Here is a 21,237-nt window from a genome sequence, read left to right on the forward strand (position 1 = left end):
ATGCGCACGCGCCTCGCTGTGGCCTTCGCATCCGTCGCACTCGTCGTCGGCGCAGCCTACGCCGCCGGATGCAATGTGCTGCTCGATGCCTCGAAGTACCGCGTGGGCGAAGGCACGGACGATACTGGCTTCGCCTGCACCAAGAACGACGACTGCCGGCGCGCCTTCGGTGACGATGGCATGTGCCCCGCGTCCACCCGCCGGTGTGCGCGAATTCGGTCCGCCGAATGCACCCGGGTCCTCGGTGACGCCGCGAGCGACGAGGCCATCTTCATCGGCTCGCTGTTTCCCTTCGAGCAGAGCTCCGGGGCGCCCATCGAAAATGGCGTGGAGGTCGCCCTCGAAGAGTTTCGCAGTGTGGAACTTCCCCCGGTGCCGGGCGAAACGCGGCGACGTCCCCTGGTGCTCGTCGCGTGCAACGACCAGGGCGACGGCCCGACGGCGGTGCGGGCGGCGCAGCACCTGGTCAACGACCTAGGCATCCCCGCGATCATCGGCTCGGCCTTCAGCAACGTCACCCTGCAGGTGGCCAACCAAGTCACCATTCCGAGAAGCGTCCTTCTCGTCTCGCCGTCGTCGACGAGCCCGACGCTCACGCGCCTCACGGACAACGGCCTGGTGTGGCGTACGTGCCCGTCCGACGTGATCCAAGCCGAGGCCCACCTCGCGCTGATGCCCCACCTCGAGCGCGACGCGAAGCTCGCCACCGGCGCGGAAAAGATCAAGGTGGCCGTCCTCCACAAGGGCGATCTTTACGGGCGTGGACTCGCCGAAGCCCTGAGCCCGAAGCTGGTCTTCAACGAGGCCAACGCGCTCGATCAAGTCGACAGCGGCCACTTCCTGCGCCTCGACTACGGCGACCCTCAAGACTCCGCAGCGCCGCCGGACTACGCGGCCGCGGTGCGGAACGTCGTCGCCTTCGAGCCGCACGTCGTCTTCCTCTATGGAACGACGGAGACCGTGGAGCCGCTCATCGCGCAGACGGAGGCCACGTGGCACACGTCGCTGGGGTATCGGCCCTTTTACGTGATGGGCGATGGCAGCGCCGTCCCCGAGCTGTCCGCCTACCTGGCCCGCGCCCCGGATGAAACGCGCAGGCGCATGCTCGGGACCAAACCGGGCACGGTGGGTCCGAAGTTCGAGGCCTTCAAGTCTACGTACCTCTCGCGCGTGCACGATGGCACCTCACCGGCCGCCACGTGGGCCGTCAACGCCTACGATGCGCTCTACACCGTGGCCTTCTCCATCGTCGCCGCAGGAGCCGACCCCCTGCGGGGGCCGAACCTGGCGCGGGGCCTCGAGCGGCTGGTCTCCGGGCAACGTATTTCACCAGGCTCGGCCAACCTCAACGCGGCCTTCGACCTTCTCCTGGCGGGGGCCTCGTTCGACTACGACGGGGCCTCGGGGCCGCTCGATTTCGATCGCACGACGGGCGAAGCACCGTCCGATATCTTACTTTGGTGTATGCAGCGGGACTCGGAACCGCGCATTGCGCCGGTGTATTTCAGCGCCGCCGAGGGGAAGCTGGTCGGAGGCCTGCCCGAGATTCGTGCGTTCTGCGGGTTTTGACGAACGAAACGTGGTGTAGTCTACCGCCCTCGTGCCGGCTTTGCCTCGTCTTGCTTGGGCGCTCTGCGCGCTCTCCTTCTCCTCCCTTTTCTTCGTCGCCCGCGTTTCTCGGGCCGACACCTACTCGAAGTACGAGCAGCAGACCATCGACCAGGTGCTGGAGGACATGGCGGCCAAGTCGCCGTCGGTCCGTCCCGGTCAGGCGGTGGCCGTCGATGCGGCGCCCGATGGAAAGACCATCGAGCGCATCGACATTGCCCGAATCGACGTCTTCGAGAAGCGCGATCCGGTGCCGCTCTTCCTCAACGTCTTCCACACGTTGACCAAAGAGCCGGTGATCGCGCGGGAGGTGCTCCTGCGCGAGGGACAGCCATACCGGCAAGATCTCGCCGACGAAACGCAACGCAACCTGCGGCGGCTCCCGCAGTTGTCGCTGGTCATCGTCGTCCCGCTGCAGGGCAGCTCGCCCGATCGCGTGCGGCTCTTGGTCATCACCAAGGACGTCTGGTCGCTTCGCATGGGTTTCGACATCGGTCTGAGCTCCTCGGGCCTGGAGTCGCTCTTGCTCGAGCCCACCGAGTCGAACATGGCGGGCACCCAGCAGCTCGTGCTCGGGCGATTCACCTACCGGCCCAACTCCTTCTCGCTCGGCACGGCCTACCGTGTTCCGCGCGTGCAGGGCCTATGGCTCGCGTTGAACATGGACGCAAACATCGTCGTGAACCGCGAACGCGGCACGCCCGAGGGTTCGTACGGCATCGTCTCCGCCTCGCGCCCGCTCTATTCGAAGTACACCGAGTGGTCCTGGGGTTCGCAGGTCGCGTGGCGCGACGAGGTGCTGCGCCGCTACATCGGGATCAAGGTGGCCCGCTTCAACGCGGACGCCACGCCGGGCGTGAACGACGCCATCCCGTACCAGTACCGGGGCCGCCGCTACACCTCGACGCACTCGATCACGCGTTCCTTCGGCCTCGACATCAAGAACGACTTCACCATCGGCGCGGAGATGAACCTCCGCGCCTACCGCACGGCCTTCGATGCCGACCTCCCCGACGGTGCGCCGCGTCCCGTGTTTGCGCCCGAGGCCGTGGCCGAGTTCGAGCGGCGCTTCATGCCCCGCAGCGATACCCGGGTTGGTCCCTTCCTGCAGTGGCACGGCTACACCAACCGCTTTCATCGGGTGCTCGACTTCGAGTCGCTGTCCCTGCAAGAGGACTACCGGCTCGGCCACGATCTCTGGCTGCGCGTTTACCCGGTTTCCAGCGGCCTGGGCTCGTCGCGCAGCTTTCTCGGCGTGTACGCGGCGGCGCAATACACGATTCCCTGGGGCGACGGCTTGGTGCGCGCGGCCGTGGAGGCGACCAACGAGTTCCAGTCGGACCGCATCAGCGATGCTTCGGTCGAGCTCGACCTTCGCATCTCGACGCCGCATTTCGGCTTCGGGCGGCTGGTCTTCGACTCGGTCGTGCTCAATCGGTACCGCAATTACCTGAATCGAAGGACGTTCCTCGGCGGCGATACGCGGTTGCGAGGCTTTCCCAGCTCGTACTTCGACGGGCAGGACCTCTTCGTGTCCAACGTCGAGTTCCGCACGCGCCCCATCGCGGTCTTCTCCGTCCAGCTCGCAGGCGCGCTGTTCTACGACGTGGGCAGCGCCTTCGAAGACTTCGACCACGTGAAGATGCACCAATCCGCGGGCGCAGGCTTCCGCGTCCTGTTTCCGCAGGTCGACCGCATCGTCTTTCGAGGCGACTTTGGCTTTCCCCTCGACCGCCCGGCCGGCGTGGCGCCGCTCACGTTCTTCTTCACCTTCCAGCAGGCCTTTGGCCTGCCGGGGGTGGGGACGTTGCCCGGTCAGGGCACCGCTTCGACGTGGGGGATGCTTGGACAGTAGGCAGTAGTGCGCGGGGCTAAACTGCCTTGCGGCGGAACATCGGCGCCGACGAATGCCCCTGGGCGGGACGCTTGGGGGCGCCACCCGGCGTTCGGGGCTGCTGTCCACGGAAGCCCGCCTCGGCATCCTTGGCGCCGTCCTCTTCGCCCTCGCCCTCCGCCTCGGCCGCTGCTGCGGCGGCTGCGGCGGCTGCAGCCGCGGCGGCTGCGAGCTCCGCCGAGCGCGCTGCCTCGTCCGTCGGGAGGTGGCACTTCTTGTATTTGTTTCCCGAGCCGCAGTGGCACGGGTCGTTTCTTCCGAGCTTGGTGGCCGTCACAAGCACATTGTGTACGATTCAGCGGTTCATCGGTCAATGAAAAGACAGGCCGTGCGACGCGCCAAGACGTTGCACCGCGCGTGGATCGTGGAAAGCTTTGGTCCGTCAAGTCCATTTTCGGCGGCGCTCTTGCTCCGATCGAATCCCCCGGATCGAATCCCCCCTCCAGGGCTGACGAAAGCAGAGCGCTGCACCACGTTTCGAGCGAGGTGGCGCCATGGATCAGATTCTCAGGCTCCGGACATGGATCGAGCAACACCGTGATGTTTGGCTCGACCTGTTGCGCATCTACATGGGCTTTGCGCTGTTGGCGAAGGCGATTGCCTTCATGCAGCACATGTCGGCCTTCATCGAGACCATGCCCATCAAGGACGGGGCCTTCGCGCCCGCACTGCTCGCCCACTACATCGTGGTCGCGCACGCCGCGGGCGGAATCATGCTCATTTTTGGCGTCCTCACCCGCATCGCCGCCGCCGTGAACATCCCCGTGCTGCTGGGCGCCGTGTTCTTCGTCCACTGGCACGAGGGTCTCTTCCAGCCGCAGCAAACCCTCGAGCTCGCGTTGCTGGTGCTCTTCATCCTGTCGCTCATCACCGTGGTCGGCGGCGGGCCACTCTCGGTCGACGAGCGCCTGAAGAAGCACGAACACGACATCCCCACCGTCCCACGCCACCACCACGTGTAGAGAGCTACACCGAGAGCAATACGCCGCGGGCGCGTTCGCCGGTCGATTCGGCGATGGCGTTGGCGTAGAGGAGCACCTGGGCCTCGTACTCGCGGACGCGCTCGGCGATTTCGGCGTCGGTTTTGTAGTCGACCACGGTCCAGATGTGGCCGTGCTCGTCGCGCTCGCGCATGGCCAGGTCGAGCACGCCCTCGAGCACGGCGCCGTCGTCCATGTGGCAAAGGATCGGCGATTCTCGCCGGCATTCCGTGGCTGCGCGCGCCCGATCGAAGATCGGGTGCGCGAGGGCGGCCACCACGGCCACCGTTGCCGCTTCGATCTCCGCGCCGCTGGCCCCGACGAGCCGCGCGTGGATCCGCGCGACCTTCGCCACCGCGTCGGGCCCGGCGTGCAAGTCCACGGCGGCCAAGGTCGCGTGCACCAACACGCCAAACCTCTTTCCGCGGGGGCGACCTTCTCGCCTGCCCCCCGTGGTCACCACGACCTCGACGCGCTCCTCGTTCGGCGTGCTCGGGCGCTTGGCCGCTTCTTCGCTGTGCGAGACCTCCGTCACGGTTCGCACCACCCGCGACGGCGTCTTGCCCTTGGCGATGGCCTCATCCCTCTCGCGCCGCCATAGCGTGTGCAGCCGTTCGCCCGCTTCCGCGACGACGCCCTCTTTGTCGGCCTCCAAGATGCGTTGCTGCCGCAGCCCCACGTCGTGGTGCTTGTCGAGCCCCAGCGCATTCGGATCCCACCACACCACGGAGTGCTCCCCGGCCATCGGCCGATGCAAACCTGGCTTCACCGCCTCGTGCACGTCACGGCGCGAGCTGTCGGGGCGCTCGCGCACGCTGTCGGGCCCGAAGTCCGGGCAGCCCGGCGCCACCTCGGGATGACGTCGCGCGTCTTCCGGGGGATAAATCGCCGGGTTCAATGCGCTCGTCCAAAAGTCGCCCGGCACCTCGTCGCCGAGCACCGGCACCACGAGCATCTCCCGCGCGCGCGTCGCCGCCACGTACAACAGCCGCATCGCCTCCTCCCCGTCTTGCTCGAGCACCTCGTCGCGGTTCACCAAGAGCTCGTGCGGGGACGCCCCCGCGAGCGGCATCGCCCACAGACGGCGCGAGGTATCGACGAAGCGTGACGGTTCGGACAACGTCGGCTTGGCCGTCGGATCCGCCAGGATGACCACCGGGAACTCCAGCCCCTTCGCACGGTGCACCGTCATGATGCGCACCCCGTCGGTGCCCTCTTCCACCACCGGCGCCTCGGAGACGCCGCCGCGCTCGGCCTCGTCTTTCATGTATTCTACAAATGAGCGAAACGACGTCGCCCCGCGCGATTCGAACCGCCGCGCAATGTCCAGCACGCGCAGCACGTTGGCCAGCGCCTGCTCGCCCGTCGGCCAAATGGCAATTCCGGCGTGGGCACGCGTCGCCTCCAGCACGTGCACGATGGTGTCCGCGATGGGGCGCCGGTTGCGCCGGCGGTGAAGGTGCGCCAAGAGCAACATCGCATCACGCACCGGCCGCGTCAGATCCGTCAGCAGCTCGGGCTCGACCCGCCGAAATGGATTCAAGTCGCCCCGAATGCGGTGCCGGAACGAGAGCAAGGCATCGTCACCCAGCGAGAAAAACGGCCCGCGCAAGGTCGCGAACACCGACAGCTCGTCGTCCGGCCATTCGATCGCGCAAAGCGCATTCACGATGGCCACCACCTCTTCGCGCGCGTGGTACGAGCGGCCTCCCACGAGCACGTGCGGAATGCGCCGCGCCTCCAGCGCCCGCACGTACGGCCGCGTGACATCGGAGCCGAAGTTCTGCAGCCGCTTGAACAGAAGGCACACGTGCCGCGCCTCCAGCGGCACCGCGCGCCCGCCCTCCTTCTCGGCGATGCTCCACCCGCTGTCGTTCAGCAAGTGGTCGATGAACGCGGCCACGGCATCGGGGAACGAATCGTCGATTCGAAAATTGACGATCTTCCCGTAGTCGCCCCAGGGCCGCGGCACCGGCAACGCCACCACGCCGGGCATCGGGGCCTTCTTGTTGTCCTCGCGAAACGGCTCCAGCGCCACGTACGTCGCCTGCGAGCCGCGCGCATTGCCTTGCATGAGCGGGGCGAACGTCGCGTTGATGGCCCGTTGAATCGAGGGCACGCTGCGAAAGCTCGTCGACAAGTGCAGCACGTCGGCGCCCGCCTCGGCGAGGCGCCGCTTGATGCTCTCGTAGAGCGCCACGTCCGCGCGCCGGAATCGGTAGATCGATTGCTTGGGATCGCCGACCACGAACAGCTTGCCCGGCACCGGTTTGACCCGCATCGGCTCGCTCTCGGCCGGATCGTCCGCCGCCAAGAGCAACAAGATCTCCGCTTGCAGCGGATCGGTGTCCTGAAATTCGTCCACCAAGAGGTGCGAAAAGCGCGACTGCAGCTCTTGGCGCACGTCCAGGTGATCGCGCAGAAGGTTTCGCGTCAGGAGCAGCAAATCGAGAAAATCGAGCTTCCCCGCGCTTCGCTTGCGCACCTCGTACTCGGCGACGAGCGGCCAGAGCTCCTCGCGCAAACCTGCTGCGAGATCCGCATCGGCGCGCTCGAGGACGGCCTTCAGCTTCTCGTGCGTGCGCGCGCGATCGTCGAGCACGTGCTGGCGCTCGAGGCCCTTGGTGTACCACCTGCCGCTGCCCTTCCAGCCCCAGAGCTTTTGCCGGCTCAGGGTGCGCAGCTCGGCCTCGAGGCCGTCGTAGTCGCGCTCACCCCGCACCGCCTCGCGGCGATCGGCTTCGCCCACGTACCGGGCGATCTCGGCGAAGCTTTTGGCCAGCCAGGAATCCTTGTAGTCTGCACGCGGTGCGAGATCCCCCAGGGCGCGCAGCTCCACGAGGATCTCGTCGATGGCCGTGCGTCGCTCGAACGGCACGTGCTCCCACGGCGTGTCGAAGTCGCGCTGCTCGATGAGCGCCGAGACGGCGTTGGAGAGCACGTGGCGCGGGCCCACGGCGTCGCGATCGCGCGTGCGCCGGCGCAGCACGCGCTCCACCGATGGCATGGGCGAGGCCAATTGGCGCTCGAACCATGGCTCGAAGCAATCGCGCAGGATGCGCTGTTTGCCATCGTCGTCGGCCACCTCGAACAGCGGATCGACGCACGCTTCCACGGGCCGCTCGCGCAGAAGATCCGCGCAAAAGCCGTGGATCGTCCCGATGTGCGCGGCCTCCAGCTCGGCCAGCGATCCGTCCAGGTTGGCCCGCTCCACGTCGGTCACCGCTTCGCTGCGCCGCGCGTTCTCGATTTCCGTGCGCAGCCGCAGCTTCATCTCGCCGGCCGCCTTCTCGGTGAAGGTGACGGCCACGATGCCCGAAAGCCGCGCCCGGCCTTTTCGCACCAGGGCGAGCACCCGCCCCACGAGCTCCGTCGTTTTCCCCGTTCCCGCCGCCGCCTCCACGACCAACGTCGTGTCCAGATCCTCGCGGATGCGCTGGCGCGCCGTCGCGTCGGTGAGCGGCTTGCGCAGTGTGCCGAAAAGGTCGCTCATGCGCGCCTCCGCAGGGCCACGAGCGGCGCCAGGGGCGCTTGGTCCTTCACCTTGCGCGTTCGCAACTCTTCGTACGGGCCGCACACGCGCAGGTAGTCGCAGTACTGGCACGCCCCCTCGTCCGGCGCCGCGGGCAGCGCCCCCTTGGCAATGGCGTTGCCCACCACGCTCACCACCGTCTTGGCCTCGGCGCGCGCCGTATCGTCCAGCGCGATGGATACCTCTTTGAACTCGCCGGTGGTGGTGCAGTAATAAAGGCGGCCTCCGTCGACGTTTTTCCCTTCGAAGAGCTTTTCCAGCGCGAGGGCGTAGAAAATCGGCTGCAGGGTCTGCCCGCCGCCAATCTTCGTCGTCGCGGTCGCACGCACCTTGCCGGTCTTGTAGTCGGTCGCACGAAGCAACCCGCTCGTGCTCTGCTCCACGCAGTCGATGGATCCGCGCAGGAGAATGCCCTCGTCGAGCGCCAGCGGAGCGTCCACGCTGACGGGATCGCGGGCGCCCTTGTCCTGCAGGCCGAACGACAGCTCGAAGTGCGTCGGCGACCATTCGTCGTCCTCGGCATCGCGGCGGAGCATCTCGCGCAGGTCGGCGGCGATCGACTCGATGCCGTCCTTCCAGACGCGGTCGATGGCCGGCGCCAAGTCGTCCTCGTAGCGCGCGGCGACGGTGGCGAGCACGCGATCGAGCTCCGCCTCCACCGCGCGGCGGTTCTCGCGGGTCACCGGGAGCATCCCTTTTTCGCGCAGCCCCACGTAAAGCTCGTACTGCACGTCGTGCACGAGCGAGCCGCGTTCGAGCGGGGAAAGTTCCTCGATGGGCGCAGGCTCTTCGCGCGGGCCGAGCCGATGGATGGCCTGCAGGACGAAGCGGTACGGGCACGCCGAGAAGTGCTGCAGCGCCGTGGGCGAGAACGAGCGCGCCGTCAGGTTGTGCGCATCGAGCGCCTCGCGCGCTTCGCCGGTCACGTGCAAAAGGCCGTCGGCCGGCCACCACTTGGGGTGCCACCGCCGCGCACGCGTTCGCAGTGCGCGTGCCAGATGCGGGTTCGTCGACAAGAGGTAGCGCGCCGTGCCGACGGTCTCGCCCTCCGGCTTTTTCAGAATGGACTCGAGCAGCGACAGATCGTGCTCCGCGGCGTCCACCGCGTCGCGGGCCTGGGCGGGCGCGGGCCATCCGATGCGCGCATCGCCCACGCGCTCGGCGCGGCGGGCCAGCTCGTCGAACCCGGGTAGCCGCCCCTCGGCCGCGCGCAGCACTTCCAGCCCGTAGAACGACGGCGTGCGCGGGCGCGACTGCTCCACGTCGAGGCGCGGATAGGACAGAACGAGGCGCGCGTTCGCCGCCCCCACCGCCACGCGAAGCGCGAGGCGCTCTTCCTCGGAGCGCACGCGGTTCGTGATCAGGTCCGTGTCCTTCCCCAAGCGGATCCGGTCCGGCAAAATCGGGTCGTCGATGACCTTTTGCGGAAAAATGCGCTCGGCGAGGCCGGGAATGAACACGACGTCGAAGGCCAGGCCGCGCACTTCTTCGGTGGAGGCAATGAACACGCAGCCATAGCGGCGCCCGCGCGGCGGCACGGTGAGCTCCGTGAGGCGCCGCTCGAGCACGAGGCGCACCTCGGACAGCGACACCGGGCCCACGCGGCGCAGCGGTTCCAGCTCGGCCAGCACGGAGAGCACCCGCTCGGGGCGGCGCAGTGCGCGCGTGGCCATGGCCCCGAGGCGGTCGATGAACTCGCCCCAAAGCGCCTTCTCGGGGAGCTCGGCGAGATCGTCGAGCAAGGGCAAGGCGTAGCTCTGCAAGCTGGCCAGGTCCGCGAGCTCGCGGCGGATGGCGATCGCGCGGGCGTGGTCGCTCGGGTAGATGGTCAGCTCGCGTTCGAGCCCCTTCGCGCGGCCCGAGAGTCGCCGTTCCCAGCGCGCCCGGCCGCCGATGACCGCCGCGTCGACGATGAGCCTCTCCCATCGATACGGCGCACGGAGCGAGCCACCGATGACCGCCGTCGACGTGGGGCCGTGCGCCGCCACATCGGCTTCGTCCTCGGGCTCCTCGAGCTCCGCGGTGCGCTCGAGAACGCCGGGCAGGAAGTCTTCATCGGGAACGACCCAGCGTTCGCTGCCCTCGAGGGCCGGCGGCGGACGCCCCGTCTCGTCGGAATCGGGCACCTCGCTCAGCGACAGGTACTCGGAGAAGCGGCGCGCGGAGAGCTTCTCCGTCGCGCACCGCAGCAGGGCCAAAAACGCGCGACCCGCCGAATCCGGCCGCACCGTCCCGCGGGCGAAGTACGCGGGTATTCCCGCGCGCCGAAGCGCCTCGACGAGGTGCGCGCGGTAGGCGCCCGGGGCGCGCAGAACGATGGCCATGCGATCGAACGGCACACCGCGCCCGGCCTCGCGCAAAATGCGGCGCGCGATTTCGATGCTTTCGCGGCTCTCGCCGGGGGCCGAGAGCATTTCCACCGCGTCATCGGGCTCGCCGGGCTCCGTGGTCGGCGAAAACAGGCCGCGCTGCAACCGCGTGAGCGAATCCGGCCTTTCGGCGCGATCCATGAGGCGCACCGCGCCCACGCCCAGCGCCGCCTCGAGGTGCTGCTGCGCGCGCTCGTCGCCCTCCGGGTACGTCGCCAGCACGCACTCCGCGCGGGCGGACAGCGCCGCGAGAAGTTCCGCTTCCCTGGCGGTGCGCATCGGCACGTCGACCAGGACGAGGGGCACGTCCAGCCATGGGTGCTGCGTCGTTCGATCGCGTGCGGCCGCGACCGCCAGCTCGAACACGAGCGCCCGGTCGGCGATTTGATCGGCCTCGAGCTCCGTTTCGAAGGCGTCGCACAGCCGTTGCAAGTCGTCCTCGCCGATGCTGCGCGGCGCGATCTTGGCCATGCGCAGCTCGTCGAAGGTGCGCGCCAGCGCGCGCGGAAGGCCCGGCCGATCGGCCACCGCCGAAAAGCGCCCGAGCTCGTTTTTCTCGCTTTCCCCGAGCCGATGCACCACGCGCGTGGCCAGGGCCTCCAGCGTGAGGCGGCCCGAAGGCACCAGCCCGCGCTCGGCCAGCGCGGGCGCGGCCAAGGTAGCCGCCAGGCGGGACAACGTGGTCCGCTCCCAGCCGAAACTTTGACGAACCTGCGCTCCGGCTTCGCGCCCGATCTCCAGCGCGACCTCCAACGTGGGGCCGAGGATGACGAGTCGCGTCGTGTTCCCGCGTGACGCAAGCCACGACACAGCGCGTGCAATGCGGAGCTCCGCGCGCGACGATCCGACAACGATCCGCCGGGGTTCGGTGCTGCGCGGGGAGAGGAGGGCAAGCTGGCTCATTCTGGGTGGGTCATGTCGGTTTCGTTCTGTTTCGCAGGCGCGGGAGAAATTATCATCCATCCCGTGGGTCTGCTCCTCACCGAACGTCTCGAGCTGGTTCCGCTCACCCTCCCCGTGGTGGAAGCCGTCCTGGAGAGCGATCGCAACAAGATCGAGGCGCTGGTCAACGCGCCCCTCCCGCGCCGCTTCCATGGACGGGCCCTCATCGAGCGCGCCTTCCCCGCTTCCCTCTGCGAGATCCGCAAAGATCCCGACAGGCGGCTCTGGGGCGACCGCCTGATGATCCTGCGCACGAAGGAGCGGCGCATCGTCGGCAGTGTCATTTTCCACGGCCGCCCCGGTCCCGACGGCATCGCCGAAGTCGGCTACGGCGTGGAGGACGAGTGGCAAGGCCAAGGCTTCGCCACCGAGGCCGTCGAGCGCTCGCTCGAGTGGGCGCTCGCCCAGCCCGGCGTGCGCGCCGTGCAGGCGACCACCTTCCAATGGCACCGCGCCTCGCTGCGGGTCATCGAGAAATGCAAGATGGTGCGCATCGGCTCGCGCGAGCACGAGATGCTCGGCGAGCTCACCATTTTCGAGCGACGCGCGAAAGAGCTGCTCTAGAAGCTATTTCCGAAACGCGTGTGTCTCGAAAAAGTCGCCCTTGTTCCAACGAGGGCGCTCGGGGCGATCGGCCACGGACAACGCGACCAGGTATTGAAACTTCGCAAAGTCGGCGAGCGGCTGGTAGTCGCGCTGCGGCTCCCACTCGTCGGTGGGCTTGTGGTAGCGCGACTTCTGCCACGCCCGACGCGCGGCCGCCTCCTGTGCGGTCTGGCCTGCGAAGCCAATGATGGGAAACACGGCAGGAACGCCGCGCTTGACCAGCGAATAGTGGTCGGAGCGCGTGAAGAACGTCTCCGCGGGCTGGGAATCCGACCATACCTTGATGCTGCCGAGCGCACGCTCCGCATCGCGCACGTTCACGGCCACGGAGCTATGTTCGGGGCCGAGTACCTCGATGTTGCGCAGCGGCGAAATGGGATAATCCGTATCCGTCTGCACGATGGCGGCCATGCGCTCGATGGGCACGGGCGGATGCATTGCAAAGTACTCCGAGCCGAGCAACCCCCGCTCCTCGCCCGTGAAGAAGGCGACGAGGATCGATCGACGCGGACGCACCGGACCTTGCGCGAAGGCGCGGGCGACTTCGAGAACTGCCGCACAGCCTCCCGCGTCGTCCGCAGCCCCATTGTAAATGGCATCCCCACCCACGGGCTCGCGAATCCCCAAATGGTCCACGTGCGCCGAGACCACCACGGCTTCTTCAGCCAACGGCGACGACGGATCCTTCGTGATGCGGGCAACGACGTTCTGCGAGGAAAAGCTGCGCACCGTGGATCGAACGGCGATGCGCGCCGTCAGGCCAAGGTCGAAGGTGATGGGCTTGCCCGAGTCGGCCGCGGCCACCAGGCTCGCGAGGCGCTCGGAACGACCTGTCGCCATGAGCATTTCGTCGAACACCCGACCTGGAATGGCCCCCCGCGGGCGCTCGACCCCCGGAAGGACGCGGTGCGGATCCCCCGGTTTTGCATCGGGCGGGTCCAGCCGTAACGTCAGCAATTCGGTGCGCCGTTCCTTGATGAAGTCGTCCCAAGGAACCACCTTCTCGACCTGCGGCGGGTGCACCGCCACGACGGCCACCGCGCCAAGTTCCTGCAGCCGCACGATCTTCTGCCGCAGGTCCCCGAGCACCGACGACGGTAGATCGGGGAAGAAGTCCGCGCGCCGCCCCAGTGGAGCTCCGTACATGACCACCGCGATTTTCCCGCGCACGTCGACGGCGTGCAAATCGTCGTAGTGGTACTCGGGTGCCTCGATGCCGTAACCCACGAAGGTGAGCGGCGCCTCCACCTGGAAATCGCCCTGCACGAAGGCGGGCGACATCCAGAAGTCCTGCTCGAAGACGAAGGGGCGCGACAGGCCATTTTGCTTGGCCACCGAAAAGCTCGCCGACGTGCCCCGCGCACCGAGCAGCGGTACCTCTTGGAAATAGCTCCCCTTGTCGCCCATCGGCGCGGCACCCATGCCCTGGAGCTGCGTTGCCAGGTAGGCCGACGCAATCGCGTGCCCTCGTTCCCCGGTTCCGCGGCCCTCGAGCAGATCGTGCGCGAGAAACCGCACGTGCGCCGACACGGCCTCGCGACGAATGTCCGGCGGCGTGTACGCCCCCACCGTTGCCGCCGTTACGCCCGTCGGGCGCGTCACCGCCGGCGCACACGCCGAAAGCACGGCCAAAGCCCACACCCACAACGCCATGCGCTTCATGATCGCAGGCGTAACACACCCCCCGGTCGCAACGTCGCGACCGCGCTTACGGCTGCAGGCCGGCCCAGCTGATCGCGTCGGCGAGCTCGCGGCTCACCACCGAGCCGCCGCAGGAGCTGTTCGGCGAGATGGCGAAACGCAAACCGACTTTTTCGCCCTTCCAGACCTGGGCCTGCGCCGACGTCGATTGCGGTGCGCCCAATTCGCGCTCGAGCGACTCCTTCATCGCTTTGCAATCTTTGTTCGCCTTCACGGAGAACACGATGGTGTCGAGCTTTCCCTTGTTGAAGGTGTAGGACACATCTTTCAGCGCAATGCCGCCGTAGGAAGGCGTGCCGCGCAGCATCTTGTACGTGATGTGATCGCCGCTTCGCTCCGACTCCTTCAAATTGCGGAACGACTTGAAGGCCGCGCCCAGTTGGACACCGGCGAATCCATTCTTTGCATCCAACTTGGTGGCCGGGGTCGTCGACCCTTCGGTCTTTCCCTCAAGCCCGCTGGTGGCGAGCGGCGGCGTCGATCCGGCATCGTCCTTCCCCTCGGGCGGGGGCGCTTCGGGAGCAGGACCTTCGACCCGGTACTCCGAGATCGGAACTTCTGCCGGAGGTTTGCGTGCGGGGGCCTGTTCGCACGAGGCCAACCCGAGGAGAAGGACACATGCCATCGAAGTGCGCATTGTCCCGCATGCTACTTGGTAAGGGCGCTTCCTTGCCATCACAAGTTTCGCGCCAGGCGCCCGTCGTGCCGATATCATCGCAGCCATGCGCGTCGTCATTGCCGACAAATTTCCAGAAAACTACCTCCTCGAGTTTCGTTCCCTCGGTCTCGAGGTCGAGTACCGCCCGGAGGCTTCGGCCACCGAATTACCGGCCATTGCCGGCGACTGCGAAATCCTCGTCGTGCGCAGCACGAAAGTCACCCGCGAGACCATCGAGGCGGCCAGCCGCCTCCAGCTCGTGATCCGCGCCGGCGCCGGCATCGATACCATCGATGTGGATGCTGCCAGCGCCCGCGGCATTTATGTAACCAACTGTCCCGGAAAGAACAGCGTGGCCGTGGCCGAGCTCACGGTGGGGTTGATCCTCGCCCTGGACCGGCGCATCCCGCAAAACACCGCCGACCTTCGCGAAGGTCAGTGGAACAAGAAGGAATACAGCAAGGCGGACGGCCTCAAAGGCAAGACCTTGGGCCTCGTTGGCCTGGGCTCCATCGGCCAGGCGGTCGCGCGGCGGGCCGCTGCGTTCGAAATGAACCTGGTCGGCTACACGCGCTCACCGCACCTGGAGCTCGCGCAGTCCTTGGGCATCGTGCCCTGTGCGACCTTGTTCGAGCTCGCGGAACGAAGCGACGTCGTGTCGGTGCATATCCCTGGCACCGCGGAAAACCGCGGGCTCTTCGGGGACGCGTTTTTCGCGCGCATGAAGCACGGCGCAAGCTTCGTGAACACCAGCCGCGGAAGCCTGCACGATACGGCCGCCCTGGAAAAAGCGATGCGCGAGCGAAACCTGCGCGTGGGGCTCGATGTCTACAACCCCGAGCCGGAGGGCGGCACGGCCAGCTTCGATCATCCGCTGTGCAAGCTGCCGGGCTTCGTCGGCACGCACCACATCGGGGCGAGCACCGAGCAAGCCCAGAACGCGATCGCCGCGGAGGCGGTGCGCATCTGCCGCGAGTTCATCAAGCTGGGGCAGCCGCAAAACGCGGTAAACATCGAACGCGCCTCCCCCGCCAAGGTGCAGCTCATCGTGCGCCACTACGACCGGGTCGGCGTGCTCGCATCGGTGCTGGCCATCGTCCGCAAGTACGGCCTCAACGTCGAGGAGATGACCAACACCATCTTCGCCGGCGCCAAGGCCGCCGTGGCCACCATCCGCCTCGCCTCGGCCCCGCCCTTGGCGATGACCACGGAAATCGAGGACCTAAAGGACCAAATCATCCAGGTGACGGTCAAGCCGTTCTGACCCGTTGTCCGGCCACCTGATTTGATTGAACAGGAAGACGGGAAGGCGGGAAGGTTTTTGGATTTCCAGTTGGCCCGTGCGCGCGTGGGAAACCAAAAAAATTCTCTGACCTTCCCGTCTTCTTGTGAATTTCTCTATCCCTTGATCACGCCGAGCTTTTTGCCCACGCGGGTGAAGGCTGCGACGGCGCGGTCGACTTGCTCGGGGGTGTGGCCGGCGGAGAGCTGCACGCGGATGCGCGCTTCGCCCTTGGGGACGACCGGGTACGAGAAGCCAATGACGTAGATGCCCTCGTCCAGCATGGCGGCGGCCATGTCCTGGGCGAGGCGGGCATCGCCCAGCATGATGGGAACGATGGGGTGCACGCCCTCTTTCGTCTGGAAGCCCGCGGCGGCGATCTTCGAGCGGAAGGCGGCGGTGTTCTCCGCCAAGCGATCGCGAAGCTCCGTCGTGGACGAGAGAAGGTCGAGCACCGCAATGGATGCGCCCACGATGGCGGGTGCCAAGGTGTTCGAGAACAGGTACGGGCGCGAACGCTGGCGGAGAAGGTCGACGATCTCCTGGCGTGCGGCGGTGAAGCCACCGGCGGCGCCGCCCAGGGCCTTGCCGAGGGTCGAGGTGATGATGTCCACCTTGCCCATGACGCCGCAGTGCTCCGGGGTGCCGCGGCCGGTCTTGCCGATGAAGCCCGTGGCGTGGCTGTCGTCGACCATGACCATGGCCTGGTACTTCTCGGCGAGCTCGACGATCCGATCGAGCTTGGCGAGGTAGCCGTCCATGGAGAACGCGCCGTCCGTCGCGATGAGGCGCAGGCGCTTCGTCTGCGTCGCGCGGAGCGCCTTCTCGAGGGCCTCCAGGTCACCGTTGGGGTAGCGATGGCGCTCGGCCTTGCAAAGGCGGACTCCGTCGATGATCGAGGCGTGGTTCAACGCGTCGCTGATGATCGCGTCGTCGTCGCCGAGCAAGGTCTCGAACAAGCCGCCGTTCGCGTCGAAGCACGAGGAGTAGAGGATGGCGTCTTCGGTGCCGACGAAGTCCGAGATCTTCTTTTCCAGCGTTTTGTGCGCATCCTGCGTGCCGCAGATGAAGCGCACCGACGACAGGCCGAAGCCGTGCGTGTCGATCGCCGCGTGCGCCGCCTCGATGACCTTGGGGTGGGACGAGAGCCCCAGGTAGTTGTTCGCGCAAAAGTTGAGGACCGGCTCCTTCTTCTCGCCCACGCGGATCTCCGCGGACTGCGGCGAGAGGATGTACCGCTCCTTCTTCTCCAACCCTGCTTCGCGAATCTCCTTTAGCGCTGCGCCATAGATCTCTTTGGCCTTGCCGTACATGGCATGCTCCCGTCTCAGTTTGGTTTGAGTTGGCGCGGGAGCCTAGTTCAAGGCAGCCGTTACGACTACCCGCGTTTGCCGGCGGCCTTCTTCTTCGGCTTCTTCTCTTCCTTCTCTTCTGCAACCTCCTGCGGCTCGGTCTTCTTCAGCGGCTTGGCCGGGGCGTTGGCCGGCGCCACCCGAAGCGACCGCGCCAGAAGGTCGGCCAAGTCGATGACCTTGCCGCCCACCCCTGCAGCCGCACGCTCTTCGGCGCCACCGGCATCGCGGGCCACCTCGTCGCGCTCGACCTTCTCGGCAGCGGCAGCCTCCACCGCAGCGCGGTATTCGTCGGGGTGCTTCTTCACGTCGAAGTCCCCGTTCAACTGCTCGACCAAGTTCAGTGCCAGCTGGAGCTCGCGCTCGCTCGGCTCCTTCACGTCGGGGAGGACGATCTCGTCGCCGGGGACGATCTCGTCGGCAAACCGAAGCATATCCAGCGCAAACAGATTTCCGCGCGGGCGCAGCATGGCCAGCTGCGTGCGGGTGCGGATGCGCACCTTGCATAACGCAGCGCGTTTGGTCGAGACCAGGGCTTCGCGCAGCAGGGAGAAGCCGCGGGCACTCTTGCCGCCGGGGCCGACCCAATAGCTCTTACTGAAGTAGACGTTGTCGACGTCTTCCGGGTCGATGAACTCGACGATATCGATGCCGCCGGGGCTTTCGTCCCCCTCCATTTTCGCGAGCTCTTCTTTCGAAAAGAGCGCATATTCGCCCTTCGAAACCTCGTACCCTTTTCCGATTTCCCCCCATTCAATGTCGCGGTTGCACTTGGGGCACCGACGTACCATCGAAATACGGGAGCCGCACTCGGTATGGAGCTGATGAAAACTCGGCGTCAAATCCTTGGTCGCCGAATAGAGCTTGGCGGGAATGGTGACGAGACCGAAGGCAATTTCACCGGACCACATCGCACGCATGGGTTCGTCTCTCCAGTGGGACCGGCGCCGCCTCACTCGATGCGGCCCGGGAGCTTAGAAGGAATATAAAGGCTGTGGGTGATAAGTCGTTCGATAAGCTCGAAAAGTACCGCAAGAAGCGAAATTTCGAGGTTACGCCCGAGCCAGATGGCAGTGAGCAGTCATCGTCCCATCGGTCGCGGTCTCCCGTAAAGAAAACAACCTCATCTCGAAGCAAGGACGTTCGGCCCCAGCCGGTTCCGACACCCCCTACGTGGGCGGGTGGCGTTTTTGTCATTCAGAAGCACGACGCGCGGCGCCTTCATTACGATCTGCGTATCGAACTGGGGGGTACGATGATGAGCTGGGCCGTCCCCAAGGGCCCTTCGTACGACCCCAACGCGAAGCGGTTGGCCGTCGAGGTGGAGGACCACCCGATGGAGTACAACGACTTCGAAGGTCGCATTCCGGACGGCAATTATGGGGCCGGCGACGTCCTCATCTGGGACCGGGGGACGTACGAGCCGGCGCCGATGAACGGCGTTCCGGCCGCGATCAAGGGCGATCCAGCCGCGCTTCTGGCGTGGATGCGCGAGAAGGGACACTTTCACCTGCGCTTTTCCGGGGAAAAGCTTCATGGCGGGTGGCACCTGGTGCGCACGAAGCGGCGAGAGGAGAGCAAGCCGCAGTGGCTCTTTTTCAAGGCGCACGACGAGATGGCCAATCCCGATTTGGACGTCGTGACGAGCCGCCCCGAATCGGTGGTGAGCGGCCTTCGCGCGACGCGCGGGCCGCTGCGGGCAACGTCGTCGTCGGTAGCTCAAAGTGCGCGGGAGCTCTTGCTCGCGATCGGCGAGGTATCGAAGGCGACGAACGGGCCGCTGATGGGCGACGGGTCGCTGTACCTGTTCGAGGTGAAGTTCGACGGGTACCGCCTGTTGGCGGGAAAAGCCGGAAATGACGTGCGCCTGTTTTCGCGCAAGACCAATGACTGGACGGACCGATTTACGCTGATCGCGTCGGCCATCGGGCGGCTTCCGGCGCGGGAGGTCGTCATCGATGGGGAAGCTTGCGCGGTGGACGACGAAGGGCGCCCGTCGTTCGAGGCACTGCAGCGGTGGCTGGGGGGCGACACCAAGAGTGCGCAAATTGCATTTGCAGCGTTCGATCTGCTGTGGCTCGACGGGCGCGATCTGCGAAAGGCCCCCATCGAGGAGCGGCGCGAGCTGCTGAAGGCGTTGCTCGCCGGGGCGAAGCCGCCGCTATCGTTCTCGTCGGCCCTGGAGGGCAAGGCTTCGGAATTGCTGGCTGCGGCCAAGCGGGCCGGCCTCGAGGGGCTCATCGCGAAGCGCAAAGGGTCGGTCTATACGCAGGGGACGAATGCCAACTGGGTGAAGCTGAAGTTCGAGCAGCGGCAGGACGCGGTGATCTGCGGGTACCTTCCGCTGAAGGGCGCCGAGGTGGTGGGCGCTCTGTTGGTCGCCGTCTACGATTCGAAGGGCGGCGACTTGTTGTACGCGGGCCGCGTCGGCACGGGCTTCGACGACCGGACCCGCGCGCGCTTGGCCGAGCAGCTCGACGCGATGCGTGTGGCCGCGCCGAAAATGCTGAATGTGCCGAAGCTTCCCAAGCCGCGATTCTGCGAGCCGCGGCTCGTCTGCGAGGTGGGCCTCGGCGAATGGACGAGCGAGCGGATCATGCGCTTTCCGCGTTTCATCGCGATGCGCGAAGACAAGTCGCCCGAGGAGTGCCTTCGGGAGGACGCGATCGGCCACACGTCCCCTGCCCCGCCGCCCGTGCGCGAAGTGCGCGAAGTGCGCGAGGTGAAGGAGACGAGCGTCAAGCTCGCAAACCCGAGCAAGATTCTCTACCCGCGTGACGGGATCACCAAGCAAGACGTCTTCGACTACTACACGGACATTGCACCGGCGATGCTTCCGCACCTTCAGGGCCGGCCGATTCACATGCAACGCTGGCCGCATGGCATCGACGACGAAGAGTGGTTCCAGCACCGGCTCCCGCCCAAGGCGCCGGATTTCGTTCGGCGCATCGCCTTTCTTCGCGACAAGGCGCCTTGGTACAAGCTGAACGAAAAGGGTGCCATCAAGGAGCGCATCGTCGTCGACAACCTGGAGACCCTGCAGTGGCTCGCCAACCTGGCCGCGCTCACCCTGCATCAATGGGCAAGCCACGCACCGCCGGAGGCGACGACCACGACCCAAGTGCACAACGCGCTCGCGCAGGCAGACTACGTCGTCATCGATCTGGACCCGGGCGAAGCCACGCGCTGGGAAGAGATCATCCAAGTGGCCCACGCCGTGCGCACCTTGCTCGACGCGCTCTCTCTCACCAGCGTCGTCAAGACCAGTGGCAAACGCGGTCTGCACATCGTCATTCCCCTCGCCCGCGGTCCTTCACACGACGACGCGGTGCACTTCGCCGAACAGGTGGCGCGGGCAGTCGCCAAGGTGATGCCGTCCATCGCCACGGTCGAGCGCATCAAGGACAAGCGGCGAGGCCGCCTTTACGTCGACTACGGCCAAAACGGCGGCGGCCGCACCATCGTGTGCCCGTACACCTTACGCGCCGCCGACGCCGCCCCCGTCTCCGCACCGTTGCGTTGGGAAGAAGTCACCAACGCGCTCGATCCGCGCGCCTTCAACCTCCGCACGATGCGCGCCCGCATCGAACGATACGGCGACCTCTACGCGCCCTGCCTCGCGCCAACGCAAACGCTTCCAACGGTGACTTAGCGGCGCGTTTGCCGCATCTTCCATTCTTGATAAGCTAACGCCATGCAGTCCTCTTGGGAGCCAATCTGGACGCCACCACCTGCCGTCGCCAGACGTGCCCTCACGTTGGACGAATGGGCCAGCCTCGACGAGGACGAAGATGGTGAGTTGGTCGACGGCTACCTCGTGGAGGAAGAGATGCCCGATCCAGTGCACGAGCTCGCCGTCGCGTGGCTCATCCATCAGTTCCTGCTCTGGTTGGGCGAGGGTCCGGGATTCGTATTCGGTTCGGAGGTCAAGGTTCGAATCGGTCCAAAACGCGGGCGGAAAGCGGACTTGGTGGTCTACCTACCAGGAAGCTCGCCGCCACCGCGGCACGGTGTACTTACGAAGGCGCCTGACATCCTCGTGGAGATTGTAACGCCAACACCACGCGACGTACGCCGCGATCGCGTCGAGAAGATGCGCGAATACGAGAGCATTGGCGTCCGTTACTATTGGCTTCTGGACCCCGCCATCGGAACACTAGAGATCTTCGAGCTTGGCTCGCAGGGTCAATACGTCCGTGCGCTTGCGCAAACGGAGGGCCGAATCGAATCCGTTCCAGGATGCCCTGGGTTCGAACTCGATCTCGATAAGCTCTGGGCGCGCCTGGCCTTGTTGGCGCCCGAAGCGCCATAGC

General features: G+C 66.5%; 14 protein-coding genes. 7 read left to right on the top strand and 7 right to left on the bottom strand.

Translation table 11 applies throughout. The features are described 5' to 3' along the window. Complete coding sequence (locus LVJ94_23655; protein ID WXB10211.1) at positions 1-1,569, top strand: ABC transporter substrate-binding protein; 1,569 nt, start codon at positions 1-3, stop codon at positions 1,567-1,569. A 31-nt stretch (positions 1,570-1,600) separates the two neighbouring features. After that, positions 1,601-3,463: a hypothetical protein gene (locus tag LVJ94_23660; protein WXB10212.1), complete on the top strand. Its 1,863-nt coding sequence runs from the start codon at positions 1,601-1,603 to the stop codon at positions 3,461-3,463. A gap of 16 nt (positions 3,464-3,479) precedes the next feature. Here LVJ94_23660 and LVJ94_23665 read toward each other — a convergent pair whose 3' ends face one another. Beyond that, the gene (locus tag LVJ94_23665) at positions 3,480-3,779 is read right to left on the bottom strand and encodes an SEC-C domain-containing protein (protein ID WXB10213.1); all 300 of its coding nucleotides are present in this window, start codon (positions 3,777-3,779) and stop codon (positions 3,480-3,482) included. A 217-nt stretch (positions 3,780-3,996) separates the two neighbouring features. Here LVJ94_23665 and LVJ94_23670 point away from each other — a divergent pair, with 217 nt between their 5' ends. Next, positions 3,997-4,464 carry a DoxX family protein gene (locus LVJ94_23670; protein WXB10214.1) on the top strand — a complete coding sequence of 156 codons (468 nt, stop codon included), beginning with the start codon at positions 3,997-3,999 and terminating at the stop codon, positions 4,462-4,464. 4 nt (positions 4,465-4,468) lie between these two features. Here the strand turns inward: LVJ94_23670 and LVJ94_23675 are convergent, their stop codons facing one another. Beyond that, positions 4,469-7,975: a UvrD-helicase domain-containing protein gene (locus LVJ94_23675; protein ID WXB10215.1), complete on the bottom strand. Its 3,507-nt coding sequence runs from the start codon at positions 7,973-7,975 to the stop codon at positions 4,469-4,471. Next, entirely contained in the window at positions 7,972-11,286 is a 3,315-nt protein-coding gene (locus tag LVJ94_23680) for a PD-(D/E)XK nuclease family protein (protein ID WXB10216.1), read from the bottom strand. Before LVJ94_23680 ends, LVJ94_23675 begins: the two co-directional genes overlap by 4 nt. Before the next feature lie 12 nt (positions 11,287-11,298). On the opposite strand from LVJ94_23680, the gene LVJ94_23685 reads away from it, so the two are divergent. Beyond that, on the top strand, positions 11,299-11,889 hold the full coding sequence (locus tag LVJ94_23685; protein ID WXB10217.1) for a GNAT family N-acetyltransferase: 591 nt from the start codon (positions 11,299-11,301) through the stop codon (positions 11,887-11,889). 3 nt (positions 11,890-11,892) lie between these two features. Here the strand turns inward: LVJ94_23685 and LVJ94_23690 are convergent, their stop codons facing one another. Both LVJ94_23690 and LVJ94_23695 read right to left on the bottom strand, forming a co-directional pair. Then, positions 11,893-13,593 carry a M20/M25/M40 family metallo-hydrolase gene (locus tag LVJ94_23690; GenBank protein WXB10218.1) on the bottom strand — a complete coding sequence of 567 codons (1,701 nt, stop codon included), beginning with the start codon at positions 13,591-13,593 and terminating at the stop codon, positions 11,893-11,895. Positions 13,594-13,639: 46 nt separating this feature from the next. Beyond that, positions 13,640-14,269 (bottom strand): hypothetical protein, encoded by a 630-nt coding sequence (locus LVJ94_23695; GenBank protein ID WXB10219.1) that lies wholly within the window; start codon positions 14,267-14,269, stop codon positions 13,640-13,642. Between the two features lie 85 nt (positions 14,270-14,354). Between LVJ94_23695 and LVJ94_23700 the strand changes: the two genes are divergently transcribed. Further along, on the top strand, positions 14,355-15,554 hold the full coding sequence (locus LVJ94_23700) for an NAD(P)-binding domain-containing protein (protein WXB10220.1): 1,200 nt from the start codon (positions 14,355-14,357) through the stop codon (positions 15,552-15,554). A 134-nt stretch (positions 15,555-15,688) separates the two neighbouring features. Here the strand turns inward: LVJ94_23700 and kbl are convergent, their stop codons facing one another. Together kbl and LVJ94_23710 are read right to left on the bottom strand one after the other, a co-directional pair. Then, positions 15,689-16,885, bottom strand: coding sequence for a glycine C-acetyltransferase (gene kbl, locus LVJ94_23705; GenBank protein ID WXB10221.1), 1,197 nt, complete (start codon positions 16,883-16,885; stop codon positions 15,689-15,691). Between the two features lie 65 nt (positions 16,886-16,950). Next, positions 16,951-17,844, bottom strand: coding sequence for a Ku protein (locus tag LVJ94_23710; protein WXB10222.1), 894 nt, complete (start codon positions 17,842-17,844; stop codon positions 16,951-16,953). Between the two features lie 74 nt (positions 17,845-17,918). Between LVJ94_23710 and ligD the strand changes: the two genes are divergently transcribed. Both ligD and LVJ94_23720 read left to right on the top strand, forming a co-directional pair. Beyond that, positions 17,919-20,576: a DNA ligase D gene (ligD, locus tag LVJ94_23715; GenBank protein WXB10223.1), complete on the top strand. Its 2,658-nt coding sequence runs from the start codon at positions 17,919-17,921 to the stop codon at positions 20,574-20,576. A 42-nt stretch (positions 20,577-20,618) separates the two neighbouring features. Further along, positions 20,619-21,236, top strand: coding sequence for a Uma2 family endonuclease (locus LVJ94_23720; GenBank protein WXB10224.1), 618 nt, complete (start codon positions 20,619-20,621; stop codon positions 21,234-21,236). Position 21,237: the final 1 nt, after the last annotated feature.

Source organism: Sorangiineae bacterium MSr11367, assembly GCA_037157805.1.
Taxonomy (GTDB): Bacteria; Myxococcota_A; Polyangia; order Polyangiales; family Polyangiaceae; genus Pendulispora; species Pendulispora rubella.